This window comes from Hydrogenobaculum sp., assembly GCF_049967395.1.
Lineage (GTDB): Bacteria > Aquificota > Aquificia > Aquificales > Aquificaceae > Hydrogenobaculum.
This window is the reverse complement of sequence record NZ_JBMFST010000003.1, coordinates 1-21,715: the sequence shown is the minus strand read 5'-3', so window position 1 is coordinate 21,715 and position 21,715 is coordinate 1. Positions and strand designations below refer to the sequence as shown.

The 21,715-nt window shown below is 35.2% G+C and carries 29 protein-coding genes; 26 read left to right on the top strand and 3 right to left on the bottom strand.

Annotation, left to right across the window (positions count from 1 at the left end; all coding sequences use genetic code 11):
- Positions 1-49: 49 nt before the first annotated feature.
- The 3 genes from gatB to galE are packed head-to-tail and all read left to right on the top strand — an operon-like array spanning position 50 to position 2,864.
- Complete coding sequence (gene gatB / locus ACP5S8_RS00830; RefSeq protein ID WP_461875333.1) at positions 50-1,450, top strand: Asp-tRNA(Asn)/Glu-tRNA(Gln) amidotransferase subunit GatB; 1,401 nt, start codon at positions 50-52, stop codon at positions 1,448-1,450.
- A complete protein-coding gene (rpiB, locus tag ACP5S8_RS00825) occupies positions 1,447-1,893 on the top strand; it encodes a ribose 5-phosphate isomerase B (protein ID WP_461875332.1) in 447 nt (148 codons plus the stop codon). Before gatB ends, rpiB begins: the two co-directional genes overlap by 4 nt.
- The gene (galE, locus tag ACP5S8_RS00820) at positions 1,884-2,864 is read left to right on the top strand and encodes a UDP-glucose 4-epimerase GalE (RefSeq protein WP_461875331.1); all 981 of its coding nucleotides are present in this window, start codon (positions 1,884-1,886) and stop codon (positions 2,862-2,864) included. The genes rpiB and galE overlap by 10 nt, the downstream gene beginning before the upstream one ends.
- 2 nt (positions 2,865-2,866) lie before the next feature.
- Here the strand turns inward: galE and ACP5S8_RS00815 are convergent, their stop codons facing one another.
- Complete coding sequence (locus ACP5S8_RS00815) at positions 2,867-3,748, bottom strand: DMT family transporter (protein WP_461875330.1); 882 nt, start codon at positions 3,746-3,748, stop codon at positions 2,867-2,869.
- Positions 3,749-3,783: 35 nt separating this feature from the next.
- On the opposite strand from ACP5S8_RS00815, the gene ACP5S8_RS00810 reads away from it, so the two are divergent.
- From ACP5S8_RS00810 to ACP5S8_RS00785, 6 genes are read left to right on the top strand one after another with little or no spacing between them, the layout of a single operon-like run.
- Positions 3,784-4,680 carry a protoglobin domain-containing protein gene (locus ACP5S8_RS00810; RefSeq protein ID WP_461875329.1) on the top strand — a complete coding sequence of 299 codons (897 nt, stop codon included), beginning with the start codon at positions 3,784-3,786 and terminating at the stop codon, positions 4,678-4,680.
- On the top strand, positions 4,680-5,420 hold the full coding sequence (locus ACP5S8_RS00805; protein WP_461875328.1) for an MlaE family ABC transporter permease: 741 nt from the start codon (positions 4,680-4,682) through the stop codon (positions 5,418-5,420). The genes ACP5S8_RS00810 and ACP5S8_RS00805 overlap by 1 nt, the downstream gene beginning before the upstream one ends.
- Positions 5,417-5,857 (top strand): thioredoxin family protein, encoded by a 441-nt coding sequence (locus ACP5S8_RS00800; RefSeq protein ID WP_461870084.1) that lies wholly within the window; start codon positions 5,417-5,419, stop codon positions 5,855-5,857. Before ACP5S8_RS00805 ends, ACP5S8_RS00800 begins: the two co-directional genes overlap by 4 nt.
- 2 nt (positions 5,858-5,859) lie before the next feature.
- On the top strand, positions 5,860-6,888 hold the full coding sequence (gene mnmA / locus ACP5S8_RS00795; protein ID WP_461875327.1) for a tRNA 2-thiouridine(34) synthase MnmA: 1,029 nt from the start codon (positions 5,860-5,862) through the stop codon (positions 6,886-6,888).
- On the top strand, positions 6,885-7,316 hold the full coding sequence (locus ACP5S8_RS00790) for a tetratricopeptide repeat protein (protein ID WP_461875326.1): 432 nt from the start codon (positions 6,885-6,887) through the stop codon (positions 7,314-7,316). The genes mnmA and ACP5S8_RS00790 overlap by 4 nt, the downstream gene beginning before the upstream one ends.
- A gap of 8 nt (positions 7,317-7,324) precedes the next feature.
- Positions 7,325-7,612 (top strand): DUF503 domain-containing protein, encoded by a 288-nt coding sequence (locus ACP5S8_RS00785; RefSeq protein ID WP_461875325.1) that lies wholly within the window; start codon positions 7,325-7,327, stop codon positions 7,610-7,612.
- Here ACP5S8_RS00785 and ACP5S8_RS00780 read toward each other — a convergent pair.
- Positions 7,609-8,013, bottom strand: coding sequence for a hypothetical protein (locus ACP5S8_RS00780; RefSeq protein WP_461875324.1), 405 nt, complete (start codon positions 8,011-8,013; stop codon positions 7,609-7,611). The two genes, ACP5S8_RS00785 and ACP5S8_RS00780, sit on opposite strands and share 4 nt — an antisense overlap.
- A 63-nt stretch (positions 8,014-8,076) precedes the next feature.
- Between ACP5S8_RS00780 and metG the strand changes: the two genes are divergently transcribed.
- From metG to ACP5S8_RS00695, 17 genes are all read left to right on the top strand, one after another.
- Complete coding sequence (gene metG / locus ACP5S8_RS00775) at positions 8,077-9,558, top strand: methionine--tRNA ligase (protein WP_461875323.1); 1,482 nt, start codon at positions 8,077-8,079, stop codon at positions 9,556-9,558.
- A gap of 41 nt (positions 9,559-9,599) precedes the next feature.
- Positions 9,600-10,472, top strand: coding sequence for a 4-hydroxy-tetrahydrodipicolinate synthase (gene dapA, locus ACP5S8_RS00770; protein ID WP_461875322.1), 873 nt, complete (start codon positions 9,600-9,602; stop codon positions 10,470-10,472).
- Positions 10,469-11,224: a DUF815 domain-containing protein gene (locus ACP5S8_RS00765; RefSeq protein ID WP_461875321.1), complete on the top strand. Its 756-nt coding sequence runs from the start codon at positions 10,469-10,471 to the stop codon at positions 11,222-11,224. Before dapA ends, ACP5S8_RS00765 begins: the two co-directional genes overlap by 4 nt.
- Positions 11,217-11,801 (top strand): elongation factor P, encoded by a 585-nt coding sequence (efp, locus tag ACP5S8_RS00760; protein ID WP_012513402.1) that lies wholly within the window; start codon positions 11,217-11,219, stop codon positions 11,799-11,801. Before ACP5S8_RS00765 ends, efp begins: the two co-directional genes overlap by 8 nt.
- A 1-nt stretch (position 11,802) precedes the next feature.
- The gene (accB, locus tag ACP5S8_RS00755; protein ID WP_461875320.1) at positions 11,803-12,249 is read left to right on the top strand and encodes an acetyl-CoA carboxylase biotin carboxyl carrier protein; all 447 of its coding nucleotides are present in this window, start codon (positions 11,803-11,805) and stop codon (positions 12,247-12,249) included.
- A complete protein-coding gene (locus tag ACP5S8_RS00750) occupies positions 12,249-13,007 on the top strand; it encodes a tRNA (adenine-N1)-methyltransferase (protein WP_461875319.1) in 759 nt (252 codons plus the stop codon). The genes accB and ACP5S8_RS00750 overlap by 1 nt, the downstream gene beginning before the upstream one ends.
- Positions 13,008-13,032: 25 nt before the next feature.
- A complete protein-coding gene (locus ACP5S8_RS00745; protein ID WP_461875318.1) occupies positions 13,033-13,602 on the top strand; it encodes a TetR/AcrR family transcriptional regulator in 570 nt (189 codons plus the stop codon).
- A gap of 1 nt (position 13,603) precedes the next feature.
- Positions 13,604-13,921 carry a DF family (seleno)protein gene (locus ACP5S8_RS00740; protein ID WP_461870096.1) on the top strand — a complete coding sequence of 106 codons (318 nt, stop codon included), beginning with the start codon at positions 13,604-13,606 and terminating at the stop codon, positions 13,919-13,921.
- Between the two features lie 54 nt (positions 13,922-13,975).
- On the top strand, positions 13,976-14,650 hold the full coding sequence (locus ACP5S8_RS00735; protein ID WP_461875317.1) for a PspA/IM30 family protein: 675 nt from the start codon (positions 13,976-13,978) through the stop codon (positions 14,648-14,650).
- Complete coding sequence (locus ACP5S8_RS00730) at positions 14,647-14,790, top strand: hypothetical protein (protein ID WP_461870098.1); 144 nt, start codon at positions 14,647-14,649, stop codon at positions 14,788-14,790. Before ACP5S8_RS00735 ends, ACP5S8_RS00730 begins: the two co-directional genes overlap by 4 nt.
- Before the next feature lie 23 nt (positions 14,791-14,813).
- Positions 14,814-15,836, top strand: a complete 1,023-nt coding sequence (locus tag ACP5S8_RS00725; protein WP_461875316.1) for a tetratricopeptide repeat protein — start codon at positions 14,814-14,816, stop codon at positions 15,834-15,836.
- A 2-nt stretch (positions 15,837-15,838) separates the two neighbouring features.
- Complete coding sequence (locus ACP5S8_RS00720) at positions 15,839-17,014, top strand: M16 family metallopeptidase (protein ID WP_461870100.1); 1,176 nt, start codon at positions 15,839-15,841, stop codon at positions 17,012-17,014.
- A 77-nt stretch (positions 17,015-17,091) separates the two neighbouring features.
- Complete coding sequence (locus ACP5S8_RS00715; RefSeq protein ID WP_461875315.1) at positions 17,092-17,259, top strand: hypothetical protein; 168 nt, start codon at positions 17,092-17,094, stop codon at positions 17,257-17,259.
- Positions 17,246-18,607, top strand: a complete 1,362-nt coding sequence (locus ACP5S8_RS00710) for a dihydrolipoyl dehydrogenase family protein (protein WP_461875314.1) — start codon at positions 17,246-17,248, stop codon at positions 18,605-18,607. Before ACP5S8_RS00715 ends, ACP5S8_RS00710 begins: the two co-directional genes overlap by 14 nt.
- A gap of 10 nt (positions 18,608-18,617) precedes the next feature.
- Positions 18,618-19,481 (top strand): acetylglutamate kinase, encoded by an 864-nt coding sequence (gene argB / locus ACP5S8_RS00705; RefSeq protein WP_461870103.1) that lies wholly within the window; start codon positions 18,618-18,620, stop codon positions 19,479-19,481.
- Positions 19,478-19,894 carry a molybdopterin-guanine dinucleotide biosynthesis protein B gene (locus tag ACP5S8_RS00700; protein WP_461870104.1) on the top strand — a complete coding sequence of 139 codons (417 nt, stop codon included), beginning with the start codon at positions 19,478-19,480 and terminating at the stop codon, positions 19,892-19,894. The genes argB and ACP5S8_RS00700 overlap by 4 nt, the downstream gene beginning before the upstream one ends.
- On the top strand, positions 19,878-20,486 hold the full coding sequence (locus ACP5S8_RS00695) for a segregation/condensation protein A (RefSeq protein ID WP_461875313.1): 609 nt from the start codon (positions 19,878-19,880) through the stop codon (positions 20,484-20,486). The genes ACP5S8_RS00700 and ACP5S8_RS00695 overlap by 17 nt, the downstream gene beginning before the upstream one ends.
- Here ACP5S8_RS00695 and thrC read toward each other — a convergent pair.
- Positions 20,483-21,541 (bottom strand): threonine synthase, encoded by a 1,059-nt coding sequence (thrC, locus tag ACP5S8_RS00690; RefSeq protein WP_461870106.1) that lies wholly within the window; start codon positions 21,539-21,541, stop codon positions 20,483-20,485. The genes ACP5S8_RS00695 and thrC overlap by 4 nt on opposite strands.
- Between the last annotated feature and the right edge of the window lie 174 nt (positions 21,542-21,715).

Genomic DNA, 21,715 nt, shown 5'->3' with positions numbered 1-21,715 from the left:
ATCATACTAAAAGCGTTAAACCTAAACTTTGTGCTATAATGTAAGTGCTATGGAATTTGAGCCGGTTATAGGTTTGGAAGTGCATGTTCATATGGATACAAAAACAAAGATGTTTTGCTCTTGTAAGATAGAGTACGATGCTCCCCCCAATACAAACGTATGCCCAGTATGCATGGCATTGCCAGGAAGCCTTCCAGTTATCAACAAGAAAGCAGTAGAATATGGCATTAGAACATCTTTAGCGTTAAATTGCAATATAAATCTAACATCGATAATGGCAAGAAAACACTATTTTTACCCAGATTTACCAAAAGGTTATCAAATATCTCAATACGAAAAGCCTTTAGCTGAGCACGGTTTTGTGCTTTTAGAACATAAAAAAGTAAGAATAAGAAGGCTACATTTAGAAGAAGATGCTGGTAAAAACAACCACTACGAAGATAGCTCTTTGGTGGATCTCAATAGAGCCGGTACACCTCTTATGGAAATAGTTACAGAACCAGATATAAACTCCACAGAAGAAGCCAAAGAGTTTTTAGAAAAACTAAGGGCTATAGTAAGATACGCTGGTGTTTCAAAAGCAGATATGGAAAAAGGCCAGTTAAGATGCGATGTGAATGTATCTCTAAGGCCGAAAGGTTCTCAAGAGCTTGGCACGAGAGTAGAGGTAAAAAACGTAAACTCTTTTAAATTTGTACAAAAAGCTATAGAGTACGAGATAGAACGTCAAAAGGCTATACTCTTAGAAGGAAAATCTGTAGAACAAGAAACGAGGGGTTTTGATCCTCAAAGCGGTAAGACCTTTGTAATGAGGACTAAAGAAGAGGCAGAAGATTACAGATATTTTAAAGACCCTGATTTGCTTCCTCTTATCATAAGTAAAGAGCTTTTAGAAAACATAAAAGACAATATGCCAGAGCTACCAGACGAGCGTATAGAAAGGTTGATGAAAGATTACGGTCTTAGTAGGTATGAAGCATCTGTGCTTACAAATCTAAAAGAGTTAGGAGACTTTTTCCAAGAAGCCACAAAATACACTAAAGAGTACAAAGCCCTTAGCAATTGGCTTTTAAACGATGTACTTGGGTTTATGAATGAAAACCAGATGGAAGAAATACCAATAGCACCAGAGCATCTTGCAAAGCTTGTAGAGCTCATCAAAAAAGATGTGATATCCACAAAAATAGCAAAAGAAGTTATAAAAGATATGCTAACAAGCAAAAAAGACCCAGATGTTATCATAGAAGAAAGGGGCTTAAAGCAGATATCAAACGAAGAAGAGATAAAAGCTGTGGTAATAAGCGTATTAGAAAAATTCCCGCAAGAAAGAGAAAGGCTAAAAAACGGCGAAGAAAAACTAATAGGATTTTTGGTGGGAGAGGTTATGAAGCTTACCAAAGGTAAAGCTAACCCAAAACTTGTAAATAAGCTTATAAGAGAGTGTTTATGAGAATAGCCATAGGTTCAGACCACGCTGGCTTTGATTTAAAAGAAGCTTTAAAAGAACATATAATATCAAAAGGCCATGAGCTAATAGATTGCGGTACACATTCAAAAGAATCCACAGATTACCCTATATATGCCAAAGAAGTGGCTCTTCATATCAAAAACCAAAAAGCCGACAGAGGCATATTAATATGTGGAAGCGGTCTTGGAATGTCCATAAGCGCCAACAAGATAAAGGGTATAAGAGCTGCTCTTTGCCTAAACGAATATATGGCAAGGATGAGCGTAAGAGATAACAACGCAAACATTTTATGTTTAGGTGCTAGAGTAATAGGGATTGAGTTGGCAAAATCAATAGTGGACGCTTGGTTTGACGCACACTTTGAAGGTGGAAGGCACGAAAGAAGACTAAGAATTATAGCATCTTTTGAAGAGGAGTGCTTATAAGTAAGAAAATCGTTATAACCGGTGGGGCTGGATACATAGGCTCTCACATGCTAAAAGAAGCCCTAAAAAGAGGCTACGATGTCCTTGTGATAGATAATTTATCTACAGGTCATAGAGAATTTGTAAAAGGTGGTAAGTTTTTACAAGCTGATATACAAAGCAAAGAAACCTTAGAGGCGCTATTAGAGTTTAAACCAGATGCGATAATACATTTTGCAGCATACATAGCTGTTGAAGAATCTGTACAACAACCTATAAAGTATTATGAAAACAATTTTTGCAACAGTTTAAAGCTTTTAGAATACGCTGTAAAATCTGGAGTAAAAAACTTTATATTTTCATCAACAGCAGCTGTTTACGGTATAAAATCCGATAAACCTGTAAAAGAAACAGACTCTATAGAACCAATAAACCCTTACGGTCAATCTAAGGCAAACTTTGAAAAAGCCTTAGAAGATGTGTCAAAAGTAAGCGATTTAAGGTATGTTGCCATTAGGTATTTTAACGTAGCTGGAGCAGATCCGGAAGGAGAGCTTGGTCAAATTTCCAAAAAACCAACGCATCTTATTTTAAGAGCCTTAAAAGCCGCAAAAGGTGAGATCAAAGATTTTGGCATATACGGCACTGATTACAACACAAAAGATGGCACTTGCATAAGAGATTATATACACGTGTCTGATCTTGTGGATGCTCATTTTGAGGCTATGAAATACCTTGAAGAAGGCGCTGATTCAGATATTTTTAACTGCGGTTACGGAAGAGGTTTAAGTGTAAAAGAGGTGGTTGATATAGTAAAAGATGTAACAGGTGTTGATTTTCCAGTATATAATTACGATAGAAGACCAGGAGACCCACCTGTTCTTATTGCAAATGTTGATAAGATAAAAAATACGCTTGGCTGGAAACCAAAATACGATGATCCTTACTTCATAGTAAAAACCGCTTGGGAATGGGAGAAAAAGCAGCGCTAATTTTAAGCTTTTCTTATATGGTCTAAGGTGTTTATTAAAAGACCTAAAACAATAAGAGAAGACCCAATTATTTCGTAAATATCCATACGCTCTTTTAGAATAATCATAGAAGAAATCATACCTATTACAGGTGTAGTAAGCATCGTAAGTCCCATAAAACCAGAAGGAAGTCTTTTTATTGCATAACTCCATATAACCCATGCTAAAGCGTTTGCCAAAACTGCATTGTAGAATATAGCAAACAAAAGAAAATAAGAAAACCTTATATAAAATCTCTCAAACATTAAAGCGCATATCAAAATACCTATACTTCCTATAAACATCTGCCATGCGTTTAACGAGATTATATCGGCATTTAAGTTGCGGTGTTTTTTCTGCCATATTACTGCAAAAGCCCAAGATATACCGCTTAAGATAGCGAGAGCATCGCCCAAAAATCCCTTGTTGCCTATCATATCCCAAGGTTCTAACACAAGAAAAAGCCCCAGAAAAGCTACAACGTTGCTAATTATTTCCTTTCTATCCGGTATCTCTTTTAAAATCTTCCAAGAAAACAACACAAGCCAAAAAGGCATAGAATAAACTAATATCGCTGTTTTACCAGCTTTAGCAAATTTAAGAGCCAATATGGTAAGACCCACAAAACCTGTAGTTTGTAAAAACCCCAGTATGCTCACATATTTAAAATGTGTTATTTTTAGGTTTTTCTTGTTAAAAGCCAATATACCAAAAAGCAAAAAAGCACCAAATATAGTCCTAAAAAAGGCAAAATAAAGCTCTGGCATATACTGTATAGCCTGCTTCATCAAAACCCAGTTGTAACCCCATATAAAAGATAGCACTATCAACAAAATAAAAGCTTTTTTATCTATAGACCTATGCATAAGATTTTTATTTTAGCATATAATATTAGCTATCAATGAGAAGCATAGAAGAGATTAAAAAGCATTATAGTTGGAATGAAGAAGATGAGAGACACCTTAAAGAGATGAAGGATATAGCGATTAAACATAAGGATGATTTTGTAAACAAGCTTTACGAGTATTTTAATATATTTGAAGACAAGGACAGGTATTTAAAAGATGAAAAAATAAAAGAAAGGCACAAAGCCCACTTACAAGCTTGGTTTTTGGGGCTTTTTGAAGGAAACATTGACCATATTTATATTTCAAAAGTTCAGCGCATAGGTATGAGACACGTTCAGATAGGCTTACCACCTCATTATTTAAACTCTTCAATGAATTTTGTTAGAGAGTTTATAGAGACACTAGTCATAGAAAAAACAGCCGATGCAGACGAAAAGATAAAGATTTTAAAATCCATCGATAAAATCCTTGATATAAACCTTGATATTATCACAGAGGCTTATAGAGAAGAAGAATTTAAAACATATTTAGGTACTTCCAAAATCCAAAAAATATTCATAGAAGCCATACAAGGAGTTTCAAGGTCAATAGACCTTTTTATTGTTACCATAATGAGCTTTTTAGCTATAGTGGGTGGTGGATGGATACTGTACGAATTGGTAAATTTGGTGCTTGGTAGAGTGTCACCAGAGTCTACCGCCCTCGAGATACTTGGTTCTACGCTTATTTTGTATGCTATATCCGAGCTTTTAAACGAAGAAATAAAGCATTTAAAAGGGGCTTCTCTATCTCTTAAGGTGTTTGCTGGCATAGCTTTAGCTGCCATTATAAGAAAAATACTTATAATATCTTTATATCCAAAGAAAAGCATTGAACTTCTAATACTTGGTATATTGATGCTTTTTATAGGTATAGTTTACTTTATAATAAACAAGGTGGAGAAAAAGTAATGGTAGAGTTTATAAATGCCTTAGGAGAGGCTTTCTATATTTTTCTAACAGCGCTTTTGCACATCTTTAAAGATAGGCCAAAGTTAAAACACTTTGTAGATAGAGTAGTTTACATAGGCGCCGATACTGTGCCGGTAGTGGTTACCACATCGCTATTTACGGGCGGGGTTTTGGCTTTGCAAACGTATTCTACCCTTCATAAGTTTAACTCAGAGTATCTAATTGGGGCTTTGGTAGCTCTTTCAATGGGTAGGGAGCTTGGACCAGTGCTTACATCCTTGATGGTTGTGGCAAGAGTTGGTTCTGCCATTACAGCTTCTATAGGTACTATGAAGGTTACCGAACAAATAGACGCTCTTGAAACGCTGGCTATAAACCCTTACGCATATATTACAAGCCCGATACTTTTTGCTTGCATGATTGATTTACCTCTTCTTACAATATTATCAGATATCTCTGGAATAATTGGCGGATACCTCGTAAGCACCTTAATATTCCATATAAACGGACATATGTATTGGGATAAAACAAAGGAAATTGTAGATTTTTACGATATATACGGGGGGTTATATAAAGCTTTTGCATATGGTATAGTGATTGCCACAGTTAGCAACTATTTTGGTTTCAAGACGAGCGGTGGCAATCAGGGTGTTGGTAGGGCCACCACATCATCGGTTGTAATATCTTCTATGTTAATTCTTATACTTGATTACTTTTTAACTGCTATCATATATACATGAAGTATTTTAGAATTTTTTTAACGTTTTTGGCTTTTAGTATTATGGTATTCGCCGATGGCACCACAAGCAATGTACCAAACACTAACCCTACCGTATGGCACGGGCTATATATTTATTATTACAACCAAGCTAAAGAGCTATCAAAAAAAGAGCATAGGCCGGTGCTTTTATACTTTTACGGGAACGATTGTACGTATTGCGATCTTTTTGACCAATATGTGTTGCAAAAGCCCGATGTAGTGGATTTTATAAATAAGCATTTTATATTTTCTTCGGTAAATGTAGATGAATCTGGCGGAAATAAGTTTATTAGAAAGTTCAGATTGTTTGGTACTCCAGCTTTTGCTGTTGTATATCCAAATGGGCACTTTAAAGTTTATCAAGGTTATAAAACAAAAGAACAATTTTTATACATATTGAGCAAGCTTTACAAGTAAACATGAGAATTGCTGTCGGTATGAGTGGCGGCGTGGATTCAAGCGTAGCCGCATATTTGCTAAAAGAACAAGGTCACGATGTAATAGGCGTTACACTACGATTTTACAAAGAAGAATGCCCAGAAAACGCAAGGGTATGCTGCTCTCCAAAAGACGTGCAAGATGCAAGAATAGTATGCGATATACTTGGTATACCACACATTACGCTTGATTGGGAAAATCTATTTAAAGAAAGAGTGATAGATTATTTTATAAAAAGCTACAAAGCTGGGCTTACACCAAATCCTTGTGCTATATGCAATAAAGATGTAAAGACTGCGTTTTTGGGCTTCTATCTAAAACAAACTGCCGATATAGATTTTTTAGCCACGGGGCACTACGTGATAAAAGAAGGCAATAAAATAAAAAGGGCTAAAGAAAAAGACCAATCTTACTTCATGGCGCTTGTCCCTAAACAAAGCCTTGATTATCTTATGTTTCCAGTGGGCCTTATGACAAAGCAAGAAATTAGAGACATCGCAAAAAAAATAAACCTTCCGGTGGCTAACAAAGTAGAATCTCAAGATGTATGTTTTTTAAAAGGTATGGATTTAGAAGATTACCTATCTCAATTTATAGACATGACACAAGGGGATATAGTGCATATAGCTACTCAAAAAAAACTAGGTAAACACAAAGGCATACACAAATATACCATAGGCCAAAGGCATGGATTGGGGGTGTCTTATCATAAACCGCTTTATGTAGTAGAAAAAGATATTGAAAACAACATACTTTACGTAGGTGAAAAAGAATATCTTTTCAAAGACGCAATAACATTAAAGGATTACAATAGGCTGGAAAATTTTGAAAAAGACAATATGTACATACAAATCAGGTATAACTCAAAACCTATACCGATAAAGCATATAGAAGAAGATAAAGATGATGTAAGAGTACTTTTAAAAGAACCGGCAACGCAAGTAGCAAAAGGCCAAGTAGGAGCTATTTATTTTGGCGATACACTCTTAGGGGGTGGCATCATATCTTGAAAAAACTTGTTTTTTTGGCTTTTACTATGATACTAAGCTCCTGCTCTTACATAGTTATAGTACATGACCCCCTTAGCGCCAAAGAACATGTAGAACTTGGATACACTTACGAAAAGCAAAAAGATTATAAGGATGCCATATACCAGTATAAAATGGCTATAAAAAAAGATAAAAACTACGACATTGCATACTTTGACTTAGGCAATGCGCTTTTTAAAGAAAAAAAATACAAAGATGCCGTAAAATATTACGAAAAAGCCATAAAAATAAACCCTAAAAACACAGACGCTATGAACAATTTGGCTTATACGTACTACAAGCTGGGCGAAAAAGATAAAGCAAAATCCATCATATTAAAAGCTTTAAAACTTGAACCAAACAACAAAGCCTATCAAAATACCTTAAAAGAGATAGAAAGCAAGCTATAATATTTTTTATGATTGTTGGTATAGTAATAATAGATTTTTATATACCAGATGCTCTTTCTTTGAAAGAAAAAAGACACTATGTGAGGTCTATAAAAGATAAGCTCGTTAGCAACTTTAAAATATCTGTATCTGAAGTGGATTTCCACGATTCTTGGCAGCGCTCGAGAATAGGTGCTGCTGTAGTGGGGGTTGATAAAGAAGGGGTTAACCAAGCGCTAAGCTCTATTGTAAAATTTAGCGAAAAACAGTGGCCAGATATTATTTTTAATATAAGTTTAGAATTTTTAAACATCTAATCTTCTTCGTCTTCTTTTTTGGGACCAAATAGCTCAGATATGTCTTTTCTCCAAAACGGCACGTTTTCTATTCTCTTTTTAAGCCTGTTGAAAGCTCTTTCCTTTTCTTTCAATTTAAACTCTAAAGATATTTTGTCGTATTCTAATTGTTTTATTTGTTCGTATAAAGAAGCAATCTGCTTGTTTAGCGATATTATTACATCGTTTGATTCTTTTAGCTTATCTACTATTTCATTGTATTTGTCTACGGATACGTAGTGCAAACCTTTTATTTCTTTGGAATATAATTCTTCTACAGCTTTCTCTACTACCTCTGTGGCAGATATATCAAGTTTTTCAGCCAAAGCTTCTATCTTCATAATAACTTTTGAACTAAGCCTATACGTTTTTGAAACTCTCACATTTTTATTATAGCATGTGTGTTTAGCTTTTAAAACAAAATAAAGTATGGTATATTGGTATCTATGAAATTTTACGTAACAACACCCATATACTATGTAAACGATGTACCGCACATAGGACATGCTTATACTACCATAGCAGCAGATACTATAGCGCGCTATAAAAGACAAAGGGGTTTTAACGTATTTTTTCTGACGGGTACAGATGAACATGGGCTTAAGCTTCAAAAAGCTGCGGAAGAAAAAGGTATAAGTCCAAAGGAGCTTTGCGATAAAAACTTCCAAAATTTTAAAAACCTATGGGATTTTTTGGATATATCCTACGATCACATCATAAGAACAACAGATGATTATCACAAAACTTATGTGCAAGAGATTATAGCAAAAGTTTATGAAAAGGGTGATATATACAAAGGATACTACGAGGGATACTATTGTGTTGGGTGTGAAGAGTTTAAGCCAGAATCCGAGATAAAAGATTTTGATTATCACTGTCCTATACACAAGAAAAAGTGTGATTTTATAAAGGAAGAAACTTATTTTTTTAAATTGTCAAAATATCAAGATAAACTTTTAAAGCTTTACGAAACAGATTTTATAAAACCAGACTACCGCAAAGAAGAGGTGGTATCTTTTGTAAAGCAAGGTTTAAAAGATTTATCTGTTACAAGACCAAAAGAAAGGGTAAGCTGGGGCATAGAACTTCCTTTTGATAAAAACCATGTCATATATGTATGGTTTGATGCTTTGTTTAACTATATATCCGCTTTAAAGTTTAAAAACAAGATGGAGTTTTGGCCAGCGGATTTTCATATAGTAGGGAAAGATATTTTGAGATTTCACGCTGTTTATTGGCCGGCATTTTTGATGTCTCTTGATATGGAGCTCCCAAAACACGTCTATGCTCACGGATGGTGGACCGTAGAAGGTCAAAAGATGTCAAAATCTTTGGGAAACGTTATAAACCCATACGACGTGGTCAACGAATACGGCTTAGATGAAACAAGGTATTTCTTATTAAGAGAAGTAGCCTTTGGCCAAGACGGGGATTTTTCTAAAGAAGCTGTTAAAAGACGTATAAACGGAGAACTAGCCAACGGCATTGGAAATCTTGTGAGTAGGGTCTTTGCTATGTGCATAAAATACAATATTACTTCTAAAAGCCAAATACAAGAAGATGAACATTATAAGACATTAGCAAATGAAGTTTTAAATGCTTTTGATAAATATATGAACGAGCTTCAATTTCACAAAGCTTTAGAAGAGGTTATGAAGCTTGTAGATTATCTAAACAAATATGTGGATGAAAAAGCCCCTTGGGCCTTAGCCAAAAACAATGATCCTTCTTTAAAAGACGTGCTTCTTACACTTGTGGATGGTATTCTTGTCTCTTGTTGGATGTTAAATCCTTTTATGCCTCATAAAATGAAAGAAGTGTTTGACAGCGTTGGTGCAAATATAAACTCCATAAAGTTTCCAACTCCTTACAGCATAGATTTTGAAGGTATTAAAAGTAAGCTAAGTTTATTTCCAAAGATAGAGTAAAATAAAAAGCCAAATAAAGATTTTTAGGTTATATTATTAGTATGTTAACAGGAAGTATAACTGCCATAGTAACACCCTTTAAAAACGGTGAAGTAGATTACGGAGCTTTTGAGAGGCTTATAGAGTTTCAAATAGCCAATGGTACGGATGGCATATTGGTATGCGGCACTTCAGGTGAATCACCTACTTTAAGCTACGAAGAACATGAAGCTGTTATAGAGTTTGCCGTTAAAAGCGCCAAAAAACGCATACACATAATGGCTGGGACTGGCGCAAACTCCACTGAAGAAGCTTTGAGATTTACGACCTTTGCAAAAGCAGTGGGTGCAGACAGTGCTCTTTTGGTAGTACCATACTACAACAAACCAACTCAAGAGGGACTTTATAGACATTTTAGCAAAATAGCAAAAGAAGTAGATATAGACATATACATCTACAACATTCCTTCTAGGACAGGTATAGAAATATCTGTGGATACTTTAGAAAGACTTGCAAAAGACCATCCAAATATAAAAGGCTCCAAGGAATCAACGCCAAACATGGATAGAATATCAGAGATTTTAAAAAGAATACCAAATTTCACGGTATTTTCTGGAGATGATTCTCTGACACTTCCTATGATGAGCTTGGGCGCTAAAGGGGTGGTATCTGTAATCAGCAACGTGATGCCAAAAGAGGTAAAAGAACTAACAACTCATGCTTTAAAAGGTGATTTTGAAAAAGCAAGGCAAATGCATTATCATCTTTTAGAAATATTTAAGATTATGTTTATAGAGACTAACCCCATCCCTGTAAAAACCGCCCTTTCTTTGATGGGTATGGTAAAAAAAGAGTTTAGACTACCTCTTTGTGAAATGCTTCCTCAAAACGAAGAAAAGTTAAAAGAAGTCCTAAAAAAATACAACCTTATATGAGTTTAGAGCTAAAAACCTTTGTGGCTTTTAGAATAATAGAAAAAAACTTAGAGCCTATCAAAAGACCAGATCTTGTAAACCCAGATGATCTTCTTTTCATCGATGACCAAAAAGAAAAGCTCATAAAAAATACCCACTGCTTTGCGAAAGGTTATATGGCAAACGATGCACTTTTGTGGGGAAGAAGAGGAAGCGGCAAATCTGCTTTGGTAAAATCGATGCTTTATAGATTTAAAGATGAAGGGCTAAGAATGATACAAGCTTACAAATCAAACCTTGAGGATTTGGCTTTTATATACGAATACATATATGATAAACCTTATAGGTTTATTTTGTTTTTTGATGATCTTGTTTTTAGTGAAAAAGATGAAAGATTTTCTTTGATGAAAGCGCTTTTGGAAGGAGATATAGAAGAGCGCCCCAATAACCTTATAGTGTATGCTACTTCAAACAAAAGAGATCTAACTATAGAAAAAGTGGAAGACGAAAAGTTTCCAGAGGATAGTCTAAACGACGCTTACGCTTTGGTAGATAGATTTGGCCTTAGGCTTGGTTTTTGGGGCTTTTCAAAAGAACAGTATATAAACATTGTAAAACATCATGTTAAAAGCCTAAACTTGGAATGGAACGAAGAATTTGAGCAAGAAGCGGATAGATTTGCCCTAAATGCTGGTGGTTATTCGGGTAGAAGCGCAAAACAATTTGTAAAATATCTAACGGTAAATTTATGCTATAATAAAAGCCATGGCTGAAAAAATTGATATAAACCGCATTCAAAGGGATATGTTTATTGAGTACAAGGGTGAGCCCTACAGAGTTGTGGATTACGACCACGTAAAACCCGGAAAAGGTCAAGCTTTTGTTAGAGTAAAAGCCAAAAACATGAACACTGGCAACGCCATTGAAATCACCTACAAATCCTCTGACAGCATAGAGCTTGCCGATTTTGAACAAGTGTTTGCAGAGTTTTCTTACAAGGATGCAGACGAATACCACTTCCTTACTCAAAACACCCATGAAATGATAAGCATAAACGCAGAGGACATAAAGGAAGAGGCTAAGTTTTTGAAAGAGGGCATGACCGTAGTGGTGTTTATCTACAAAAATAAACCAATAGGCATAGAGCTTCCAAAGGCGGTAGAGCTTGAAGTAATAGAAACAGACCCTGGCTTCAAAGGAGATACAGCGGCTGGTGGTTCAAAACCTGCAAAACTAGAAACCGGTGCTGTAATACAAGTGCCATTTTTCATAAACGAAGGCGATATAGTAAAAGTAGATACAAGGACAGGCCAATATTTAGAAAGGCTCGACAGAGCACAGAAAAAGTGATATGGATTTAGAACCTATATTAGCCCTTATAAAAGCCTTAGATAATTCTAGTTTACAAAAGCTAAAATTAAGCTCCGGAGATTTTACATTAGAGCTTGAAAAAGGACAAACATATATAGTAGAAGAAGTACCCAAAGAAACAAGACATTTAGAGGTATCAAGGCAAAAAGACGAAACGCAAGCACCAAAAGAAGCCCAAAAATCAAACTATCACGTTATTACGAGTCCGTTGGTGGGTACTTTTTATAGAGCACCTTCTCCAGATGCACCACCTTTTGTAGAAGTAGGGGATATAGTATCACCAGGTCAAACCTTGTGTATAATAGAAGCTTTAAAAGTTATGAACGAAATAGAGAGCGATATAAGGGGTAGGATAGAAAGCATATTGGTAGAAAACGGTGAAATAGTAGAATACGGCCAACCTCTATTTGAAATATCACCTCTATAATGATATTAGAAAATGATTTGGTTACAATAAGATATAGCGATAAAGTCTATATAAAAAGAGTTAAAAAAGGAGAAAGCCTAAACGTAAAATCTCACATACTAAAGTACGATGACATCATAGGGAAAGAAGACGGTATTTTTTTAAACGGATTTTTTGTAGCAAAGCCCACCATTGAAGAAATTGTAAAATATGGATTCAAAAGAGAGACTCAAATAGTTTATCCAAAAGACGCTTTTTATGCAGCCATAAAATTAGATATACCGTCTTGCAAAAGAATACTTGAGTTTGGTATGGGAAGTGCCGTAATGAGCGCTGTTATATTAAAAACCATGAAAGAAGATGCTATTTTATACACCCACGAAGAAAACCAAAAAGCTTACGACAACGCTATTAAAAACTTAAAAACTTTTGGACTTTTAGACGATAGGTTAAAAGCCATACTGGCAAATTACAACGATACAAAATACGAAGAAGGATTCTTTGATTGCGCTTTTATAGACACAAAAGAACCTTGGGAATACGTAGACAAGCTACACAAAGAGCTTAAGCCAGGCGCAAACGTATGTTTTTTAGTGCCTACCTACAACCAAGTTTCAAAGCTTTTAGAATCGTCAAAAGATAAATTTTTTGTTTATGAGATATCTGAAATACTTCTTAGAAAATTAAAACCAAATCCAGATAGATTAAGACCAGAGGATTTTATGCCAGCCCATACGGCTATACTGATATTTAGCAGAAATATAAATCATTGTTGTTAACATTTACTTATGTTAATATTTTGATATGCCAAGAAGAACGAGAAATAGAATATTGCACGAAGCCCTTAAGATATTTTCAAACAAAGGTATTAGAGAGACTACTATAAAAGATATAGCTAGAGCCGTTGGCATAACAGAAGGAGCTATATATAGACATTTTGATAGCAAAGAGCAGATAGTAAAATCTCTTTTTCTTAATAGCTCTCAGGAGTTTTATACACATCTAAACAGCGCCTTATCAAAAGCCCAAAACTTTGAAGAGGCTTTAAAAAACTTATCTGAAGCATTTTTAAACTACGCTTTTACAAATCCAGAGGCTTTCAAGTTTATAAACTTATTTCACTATTTTAAAATAGACTATGAACTAAGATTAAAAGATGGTAAAATGCCAAAGGATGTTATATACGAATTTTTTAAGAGCCACGAAGAAATAGGCATACAACCAGAATACGCCACAGCACTTTTCATAGGCACGTTGGAACGTATATTTTTATTCTATGAGATGGGTTTTATAGACGACATAGAAGAAGACATACAAGAAAAAGCTTACAGGCTTTTATTAAATATTTTTAAAAGCAACAAAGAAGGAGCTTAAGATGAATATAGAAAAAATAGAGTTTTTATTCTTTCAGGGTTGCCCAAACTCTGAACCCACATACCAAAATCTTTTAGAAGCTTTGAAAGAGCTAAACATAAACATACCCATAAACAGCATAGATGTAAAAGATCTAGAAACTGCTCAAAAAGTAAAGTTTATGGGCTCACCGTCTATATACGTAAACGGCATAGATATCTACACAGGCAAGGCCCCAGACCAAATATCTTACTCTTGTAGGACTTTCAACATAAATGGGAATATAAGCGGTGTTATACCAAAAGAGTTTATAAAAGAAAGGTTAAAAAGTTTTCTATAACTCACAGATATTTTATTTAGGGGATATAGATTATAATAAAGAGGAGGTTAGTTTATGAGCTTTTTAGAAAATCTAATGACCCAAATTAAAGGTGCTTTAAACGATGCTCTTGATAAAGCGTCAGAGCCCGGAAGAACCGCAAGGCAAGTGATAAGGGATTTACAAGAGCAGATAGAAAAAGCCAACGCCAGCATGGTAAACGTAATGGCCGAATACGAGCTTTTAAAGCAAAAAAAAGCCCAATTTGAAGAAGAGGCTAACGATTGGCACGAAAAAGCCAAGAAAGCCCTTCAAGCGGGTAGAGAAGATTTGGCAAAAAAAGCTTTAGAGCAAGAAGAAGAAGCTAAAAAGCAAGCAGATGTTTATCAAAAGCAGATTGAGGCTTTAGAGCCTTCTATAAATGAGCTAAAAGCCAAAATACAAGAGCTAAAAAACAAAAAACAAGAATTAGAATCAAAAGCAGATATCCTAAGCACAAGGTACGAAGTGGCAAAAGCCCAAGAGAAGGCTTCCGAAATAACCACTGGTATAGGGGACTCTCATGCAAAAGAAAAGCTTGATTCAGTAGAAGAAAAAGTCCTAAAAGAAGAGGCAAGAGCTAAGGCTATGAAAAACATAGAAGATGAACAAACTGGTACCGATATAGAAAAAGAATTTGAAAACCTTGAAAAAACAAGCACAGTAGACGAGAAACTCGAAGCCCTCAAGAAAGAGATGGGATTAAAATGATAGGGCAAGCTATTTTGCTAGCCATTGTGCTTGTAATAGGTATAATAGTATGGAAGATTATGGGATTTCTTATGCTTGGAGCGTTTTTGTTTGCGGTGTTTTTGGCTTTTAACATAGGAAGAAAAAGGCTTAATATATGAAAAAATATATAATATTCCTTCTAATGTGGTTTAGCTTAGCTTTAGCACTGCCAACCCCTTCCGATATAGCCAAAGAAGTACAAGCTGGGCACTATCACAAAGCCGAAATGCTTTTGAAAGAGGTGTTACAAAAAGACCCAAACTCTGCTAAAGCCCATTATATGTTATCTCAGGTGTATTACCTTGAAGGCAAAGATCAAAAAGCTTTACAAGAGCTAAACGTAGCCAAAAAGCTTGACCCGTCAGAATCCTTTGCCCATAAAGGTTATTTAAAACATTACGAGAGAGATTTACAAAAATCAATCAAAGTCAAAAAGGGTACCTTTGGAGGTGCTATGATATTTTTCTTAATAGGTGGTTTACTGATAGTGGGGGCTATATTTTTATACATGTCAAACAAGCTTACGAACAAAAACAAAGAAGATATAAAAACGAAGCTTATGCAAGAGCTTACCTTGTATCTTGAGAATATTGAAAAGGTTAAAACTAAATTATCTATTGATTTGGTATCTTTGAAAGACGATGACCCAGCCAAAAAAGACCTTTCAAATAGGCTAAACGAATTGGATGAGATAAGAAAAAACATGATAGATTTACTTCAAAAGCTTAAAAACAACGAAGTAGCCGATATACAAGGAGCTTATGTTTATTTTGAAAATCTCAAAGACAAACTAAAAGAAGTGGCTACAGGCGTTAAAAGTACTTATGAAACCCACGATGATTTAAAAAATCTACAAAACATGAACACTCAACCAAACTACCAAAATCAAACACCCATAAATCCTGGTATGATGGGTGGTGGAATGTCTTTTATGGATTTGCTTGGCATGATGGCGATGGGATCTTTGATGGGGTCTATATTTAGCGGCGGTTTTGGTGGAGGCTTTGGCATGGGGCCCACTATCGTGGAAAACAACTATTACAACGAACCCCCTATAGATAACCAAGATATAATAAATCAAGATACAGACAACAACATAGATTTTGCCGGTGGAGATGATTGGGGTAACGATATAGATACAAATCAAGATGATTCTTGGAGTTAAATATGGAAAAATTTATATACCATAACACAAAATCTGATTTTGATATAGTGGCTATAAACATATTTTTAAAAGATGGTGCAGTCAACGAACCAATAAAGGGCCTTACAAACGTTACCACATCACTAATGGGAAAGAAAACAACCTCCAAAACTTCCCAGGAGATAAACGAAGTATTTGAAAGTGTTGGCGGATTTCTAAGATTTAAAACCTACGGAGATTTTATAACAATATCAATAGCTACTAAAAAAGCCAATATAAAAGAATCTATGGATACTTTAAAAGATGTGCTTACAAACAGCGTATTTGAAGAAGAAACCTTGGAAATAGAAAAGCAAAACGTATTATCTACTTTAAAATCAAGAAAAGAGAGGCCTTTTGATTTTGCTTTTGACAATTTAAGAAAAATATTGTATAAAAATACTCCTTATGAGATATCAAGCTTAGGCACCGAAGAGAGCGTTAAAAGTATATCGGTAAAAGATGTTCGGGAAAGATATTTTGATATATTAAAAAAAGATTATGTTGCAAGCGTTGTAGCGGATAATTTAGAAGACAAAGACATTGAAACCATAAAAAGCGTATTGGATATTTTTTCTAAAAACCAAGAAACACCATCTATAAACATCTGTCCTAAAGTAGACAAAGATGAGGTTATCAGCATAAAAAGAGGCGGGGCTCAGGCTAGTATTATGTGTGGTTACGATGCACCACTATCAAAGGATAAAAAAGAGTATTTTGCTTTTAAAGTGCTAAATGCAATATTGGGAAATGGAATGAGTTCTATACTTTTTAAGATTTTAAGAGAAGAAAAAGGTTATGCTTATGCAGTAAACAGTTCTGTTTCTACTAATCTCTATTGCTCTAAAATGATAGCATACATAGGTACTTCTATAGAAAAATCAGACAACGCTTTAAAAGATTTAAACGATATAATAAAAAATCTAAACATAAAAGAAGAAGACATAGACTTAGCAAAACAAAAGCTTATAGGAAACTTTTCTTTGGAGCATCAAACCAGATTTAGCAAATCCTATGCGATGGGGTATTTTGAACTTATGGGACTTGGCAAGGATACGATATTTGAATACGAAAATCTTATAAAATCAGTCACAAAAAAAGAGATAGAAGACGTATATAAAACATACATAAATCATCACAAGTGCGTAGTGGTAACATAGTGAAAAAAGACTCAAGGATATATAAATACATAAAAACCCTTATCACCAATAAAAAATATTTAACCACGGAAGATATTATGCTTATGCTTGAAAAATATTACCACTTGCCAATAAAAGTACCGGGTGTATTCTACAAATATAAAAAATTGATTAAGGACATAAGACAAGAGGTTTACAAAGAAAGAAGAAAGAATAAAATTAAAAATAGCAAAAAGGATAGGAGCAAGGAAGATGAAGGAATATGACATAGTTATTTTTGGAGCAGGCTCTGGCGGCTACGAAGCTATGTTACACGCCAAAAGATACGGCATGCATGTAGCTATGATAGACATATCTGAGAAAACCATAGGTGGTAATTGTCTAAACAGAGGTTGCATACCATCTAAATACATGAGATTTGGTGCTAAACTCATGGAGCATCTTTCAAGGGGCATAAAATACGGCATAAAAATAAACAGCCAAGATATAGACTGGCTTGCTTTTAAAGAAAACCGAGACAACGCTGTCTCCGATATAAGAGAGAGTTTCAAAGCTTATGCTAAAAGCTTAAAAGTGGATATATATTATGGAAAAGGTAGATTTAAAGACAACAACACCATAGAAACTACAAAAGGAGATGTAGTAAAAGGCAAATACATACTTCTTTCCACCGGTTCTTCTGTTGTTAGCATACTTCACTACGATAAAACAAAGTTTAAAATATACAACACAGATACCATCTGGGGACTTACAGAAAAACCAAAATCGGTTCTTATAGTAGGGGCTGGTGTAGTGGGCGTAGAGTTCGCATACATATTTAGAATGTACGATATAGATGTGTATTTGGTAGATATTTCAAGGAGAATAATACCTTCAGAATCAGAAGATAGCGCCTCTTATCTTAGCAAAAAGCTTAAAAACTTAGGTGTAAAGATATTTACTTCAAATACTATAGAAAATCTTATAGAAGAAGACGGCAAAAGAAAAGCCATTTTAAAAGATGGTACCGTTTTAGAATATGATATTATATTGGAAGCTGTTGGGAGGGCTCCAAACACAAAAGACATAGGCATAGAAAATACAGATATAGCTCTTACAGAGAAAGGGTATGTAAAAATTGACGAGTACGCAAAAACATCTGTAAACCATATATACGCCTGCGGAGACATAACATCGCCTTTGATGCTTGCTCATAAATCTATGTATGAAGGAAGAACCGCTGTAGCTCATATAAACAACGATGCGGAAAAGTTAGATTACAGGATAGTACCAAAGATAATATACTCAGCTTACGAAATTGCATCTTTTGGTATAAACATAGACCAAGCTGAGGATATGGAGCTAGATTATGAAGTGGGCACAGCCACTTTCGTTAAAAACCCAAAAGCTATCATAGACGACGAAGCCGAAGGGTACGCAAAGGTAATATACGATGCCAACACAAAAGAGATTTTAGGAGCAGAGATATTGGGACCACAAGCCGGAGAACTGCTTCATCAAGTAGTGCACGTGGTAAAAGCCGGGAAAGATGTGGAGTTTTTGTCAAGGTGTATGTATACTCACCCTTCTTTATCTGAAACTGTTATTATGTCTGTGCAGAAAAAACTTTTATGAGGCTTTTATTATGCAACAACTTTTAGAAAAAGCCTTGGTACTTCAAGAAGCTTTACCTTTTATAAGAGATTTCTACGGAAAGGTTTTCGTAGTCAAATACGGCGGGGCCGCCATGGAAGAAGACGAACTAAAGCATTCTTTTGCAAAGGACATAGCCCTTCTTAGATATGTCGGTATAAAAGTGGTGTTGGTGCACGGTGGTGGTAAAGACATCACGAACATGTTAGACAAGTTAAACATACAAACAGAATTTATAAACGGTATAAGGAAGACCGACAAGGACTCTCTTGATGTGGCAAGAATGGTGCTGATAGGAAAGTTAAACAAAGACATAGTATCTATGCTAAATAAAGAAATGTCAAATATGCATGGGGCTATAGGATTATCAGGTATAGACGCAAATTTGCTAATATGCAAAAAATACTATTACGAAGGCAAGGATATAGGTTTTGTAGGCAAAGTCCAAGCGGTAAATACAAAATTGATAAGAGAACTCATACAAAATGACTATACACCGGTGATAGCACCAATAGGCATAGACCCAGAATCAAATCAAATGTACAATATAAATGCCGATATGGCGGCTACGGAAATTGCCTGTGAGCTTGGAGCGGAAAAACTTATATTTTTAACGGATACCGATGGAATTTTAGATAAAAACGGGAAGACTATATCTTCTATACATAAATCCCAATACAAAGAGCTTATAGAAGATGGTACTATTACAAAAGGTATGATACCTAAGATAAACTCTGCCATAGATGCTATTTTGAGAGGTGTTAGAAAAGTCCATATAATAAACGGTAAAATAAAGCATTCAATACTCATAGAAGTATTCACAAAAGAAGGAATAGGCACCGAGATATCCCTATGAAAATCCTATCTTTTGTAGGATATCACAACAGTGGAAAAACTACCTTAATAGAAGAGATTATCAAAAGCTTTGAGAATATTTACAAAATAGCCTACATAAAACATGACCCCAAAGGGCACGCCGTTTTTGATAAAGAAAACTCTGACAGCGCCAGAATACTTTCTTTAAACCACCAAAGCGCTATTTTATCAAAAGATACCTTTGTTTTGTATCAAAAGCCAAAAACTGTCGATGAAGCTATAGCTTTTTTTAAAGATTACGATTTGATAATATTAGAAGGTTTTAAGTATATGGCTTTTCCCAAAGTAAAAGTAGGCGATATAAAAGAGCCTTTAGAAAACGTAGTTTATGAATACGACGGCGATAAAGAAGCGCTTAAAAGGTTTGTAGAAACTTATGTCAGTGGATTTTAAACTTCCAGAAGACCATCCGTTTAGCCTTTTGATACCGCTTGTAGAAGAAGGCAAAATCGACCCATGGAGCATAGACATAGCAAATTTAGCACAACTTTACATAGAGCAAATAAGAAATATGGAGCTTCATGATATGAGAATACCCGCCAACGCTTTATCGGCAGCTACATTTCTATTCAAAAAAAAGCTTGAGATATTGTTTCCAAAACCAAAGATACACCGCCAAAGACTTACGTTAAAAGAGCTTGTCCAGATGTATGATGAATCTCAAATAGAGCCTATAGATGAACCACAAGAACAACAAAACACACCAAAAATATCAAAAGAAAGAAAAAAGTATACCCTCACAAAAGAAAGACATCGCTCTATTATGAAAAAACGCAAAATTCCTCTTCATAGGTCCATATTAAAAGATGTGATAGAGTATCTAAAATCTACCATAAATCAAAAGCCAAAGCTATACTTTTCCGAGATAATAGATAAAGACAAAGCTTCAGTCCAATTCACAGCCCTTATGTTTATTCAATACGACAAACATGCAGATATATATCAAGAAGAACACTACGGAGACATTATCATAGAAAAGCTTTAAATTTCTATAAGCTTTAAAACTTGGTTTAAATCTGGTGGGACCTCTATAGGGCTTTGGGCGGATTTCATAGCGGTATCTGGGTCTTTTAAGCCAGAGCCAGTTAAAGTACACACCACCACATCGCCTTCTTTGAAAATGCCTTCTTTTGCGCTTTTGATAAAGCCAGCTACAGAAGCAGCTGATGCAGGTTCGCAAAAGACACCTTCACAAGAAGCTACTAAGTTGTAAGCATAGAGTATTTCCTCATCTGTAACCGCATCTATTTTGCCGTTTGATTCTTTGGCAGCTTGAATTGCGTTTCTCCAACTGTAAGGGTTACCTATTTTTATAGCGGTGGCTATGGTTTGAGGGTTTTTTATAGGATAGCCTTTTACTATGGGTGCTGAGCCTTCTGCTTGATATCCCATCATAATTGGCAATCTTTTTGATTTTCCTAAAGCTTGATACTCTTTGTAGCCTTTCCAATAGGCTGTTATGTTGCCGGCGTTGCCTACTGGTATAAAATGATAGGTTGGAGCATCGCCTAAAGCATCTATTATCTCAAAGGCGGCGGTTTTTTGGCCTTCTATCCTGTATGGGTTTACAGAATTTACAACTTCTACTGGCAAAACTTCGCCTATTTTCCTTACTATAAAAAGAGCATCGTCAAAATTTCCAAGAAGCGCTATTACTTTTGCACCATATATGATGGCTTGGGATAGTTTACCAAGGGCTACGGCACCTTTTGGAAGCACTACAAAAGCTTTCATGCCAGCCCTAGCGGCATAAGCAGCGGCAGAAGCAGAAGTGTTTCCGGTGGATGCACATATCACAGCTCTTTTACCAGATTCAGCAGCTTTTGATATGGCCATTGTCATACCTCTATCCTTGAAAGAACCGGTAGGATTTAAACCCTCAAACTTAAAGTAAAGCTCCACCCCTACTTTTAACATATCTGGTATTCTTTGAGCTTTTATAAGAGGAGTATTGCCTTCGTAAAGCGTTATAATAGGTGTCTTGTCAGAAACCGGCAGATATTCTCTATATGCGTGTATTAGCCCTTTCCAATATCCCATATCCAAATATTTTACCACACCCTTTATGTTTTAGATACATAAAAATAATTAATAAATGGATGATTGAGTTAAATCATAGAAATAACTTGACAAGAAGATATACTTTTCATCATGATAGAAAGTATAAAAAATGTTGCAAACATCACAATAACAATAGAAAAATTACCTGAGGGG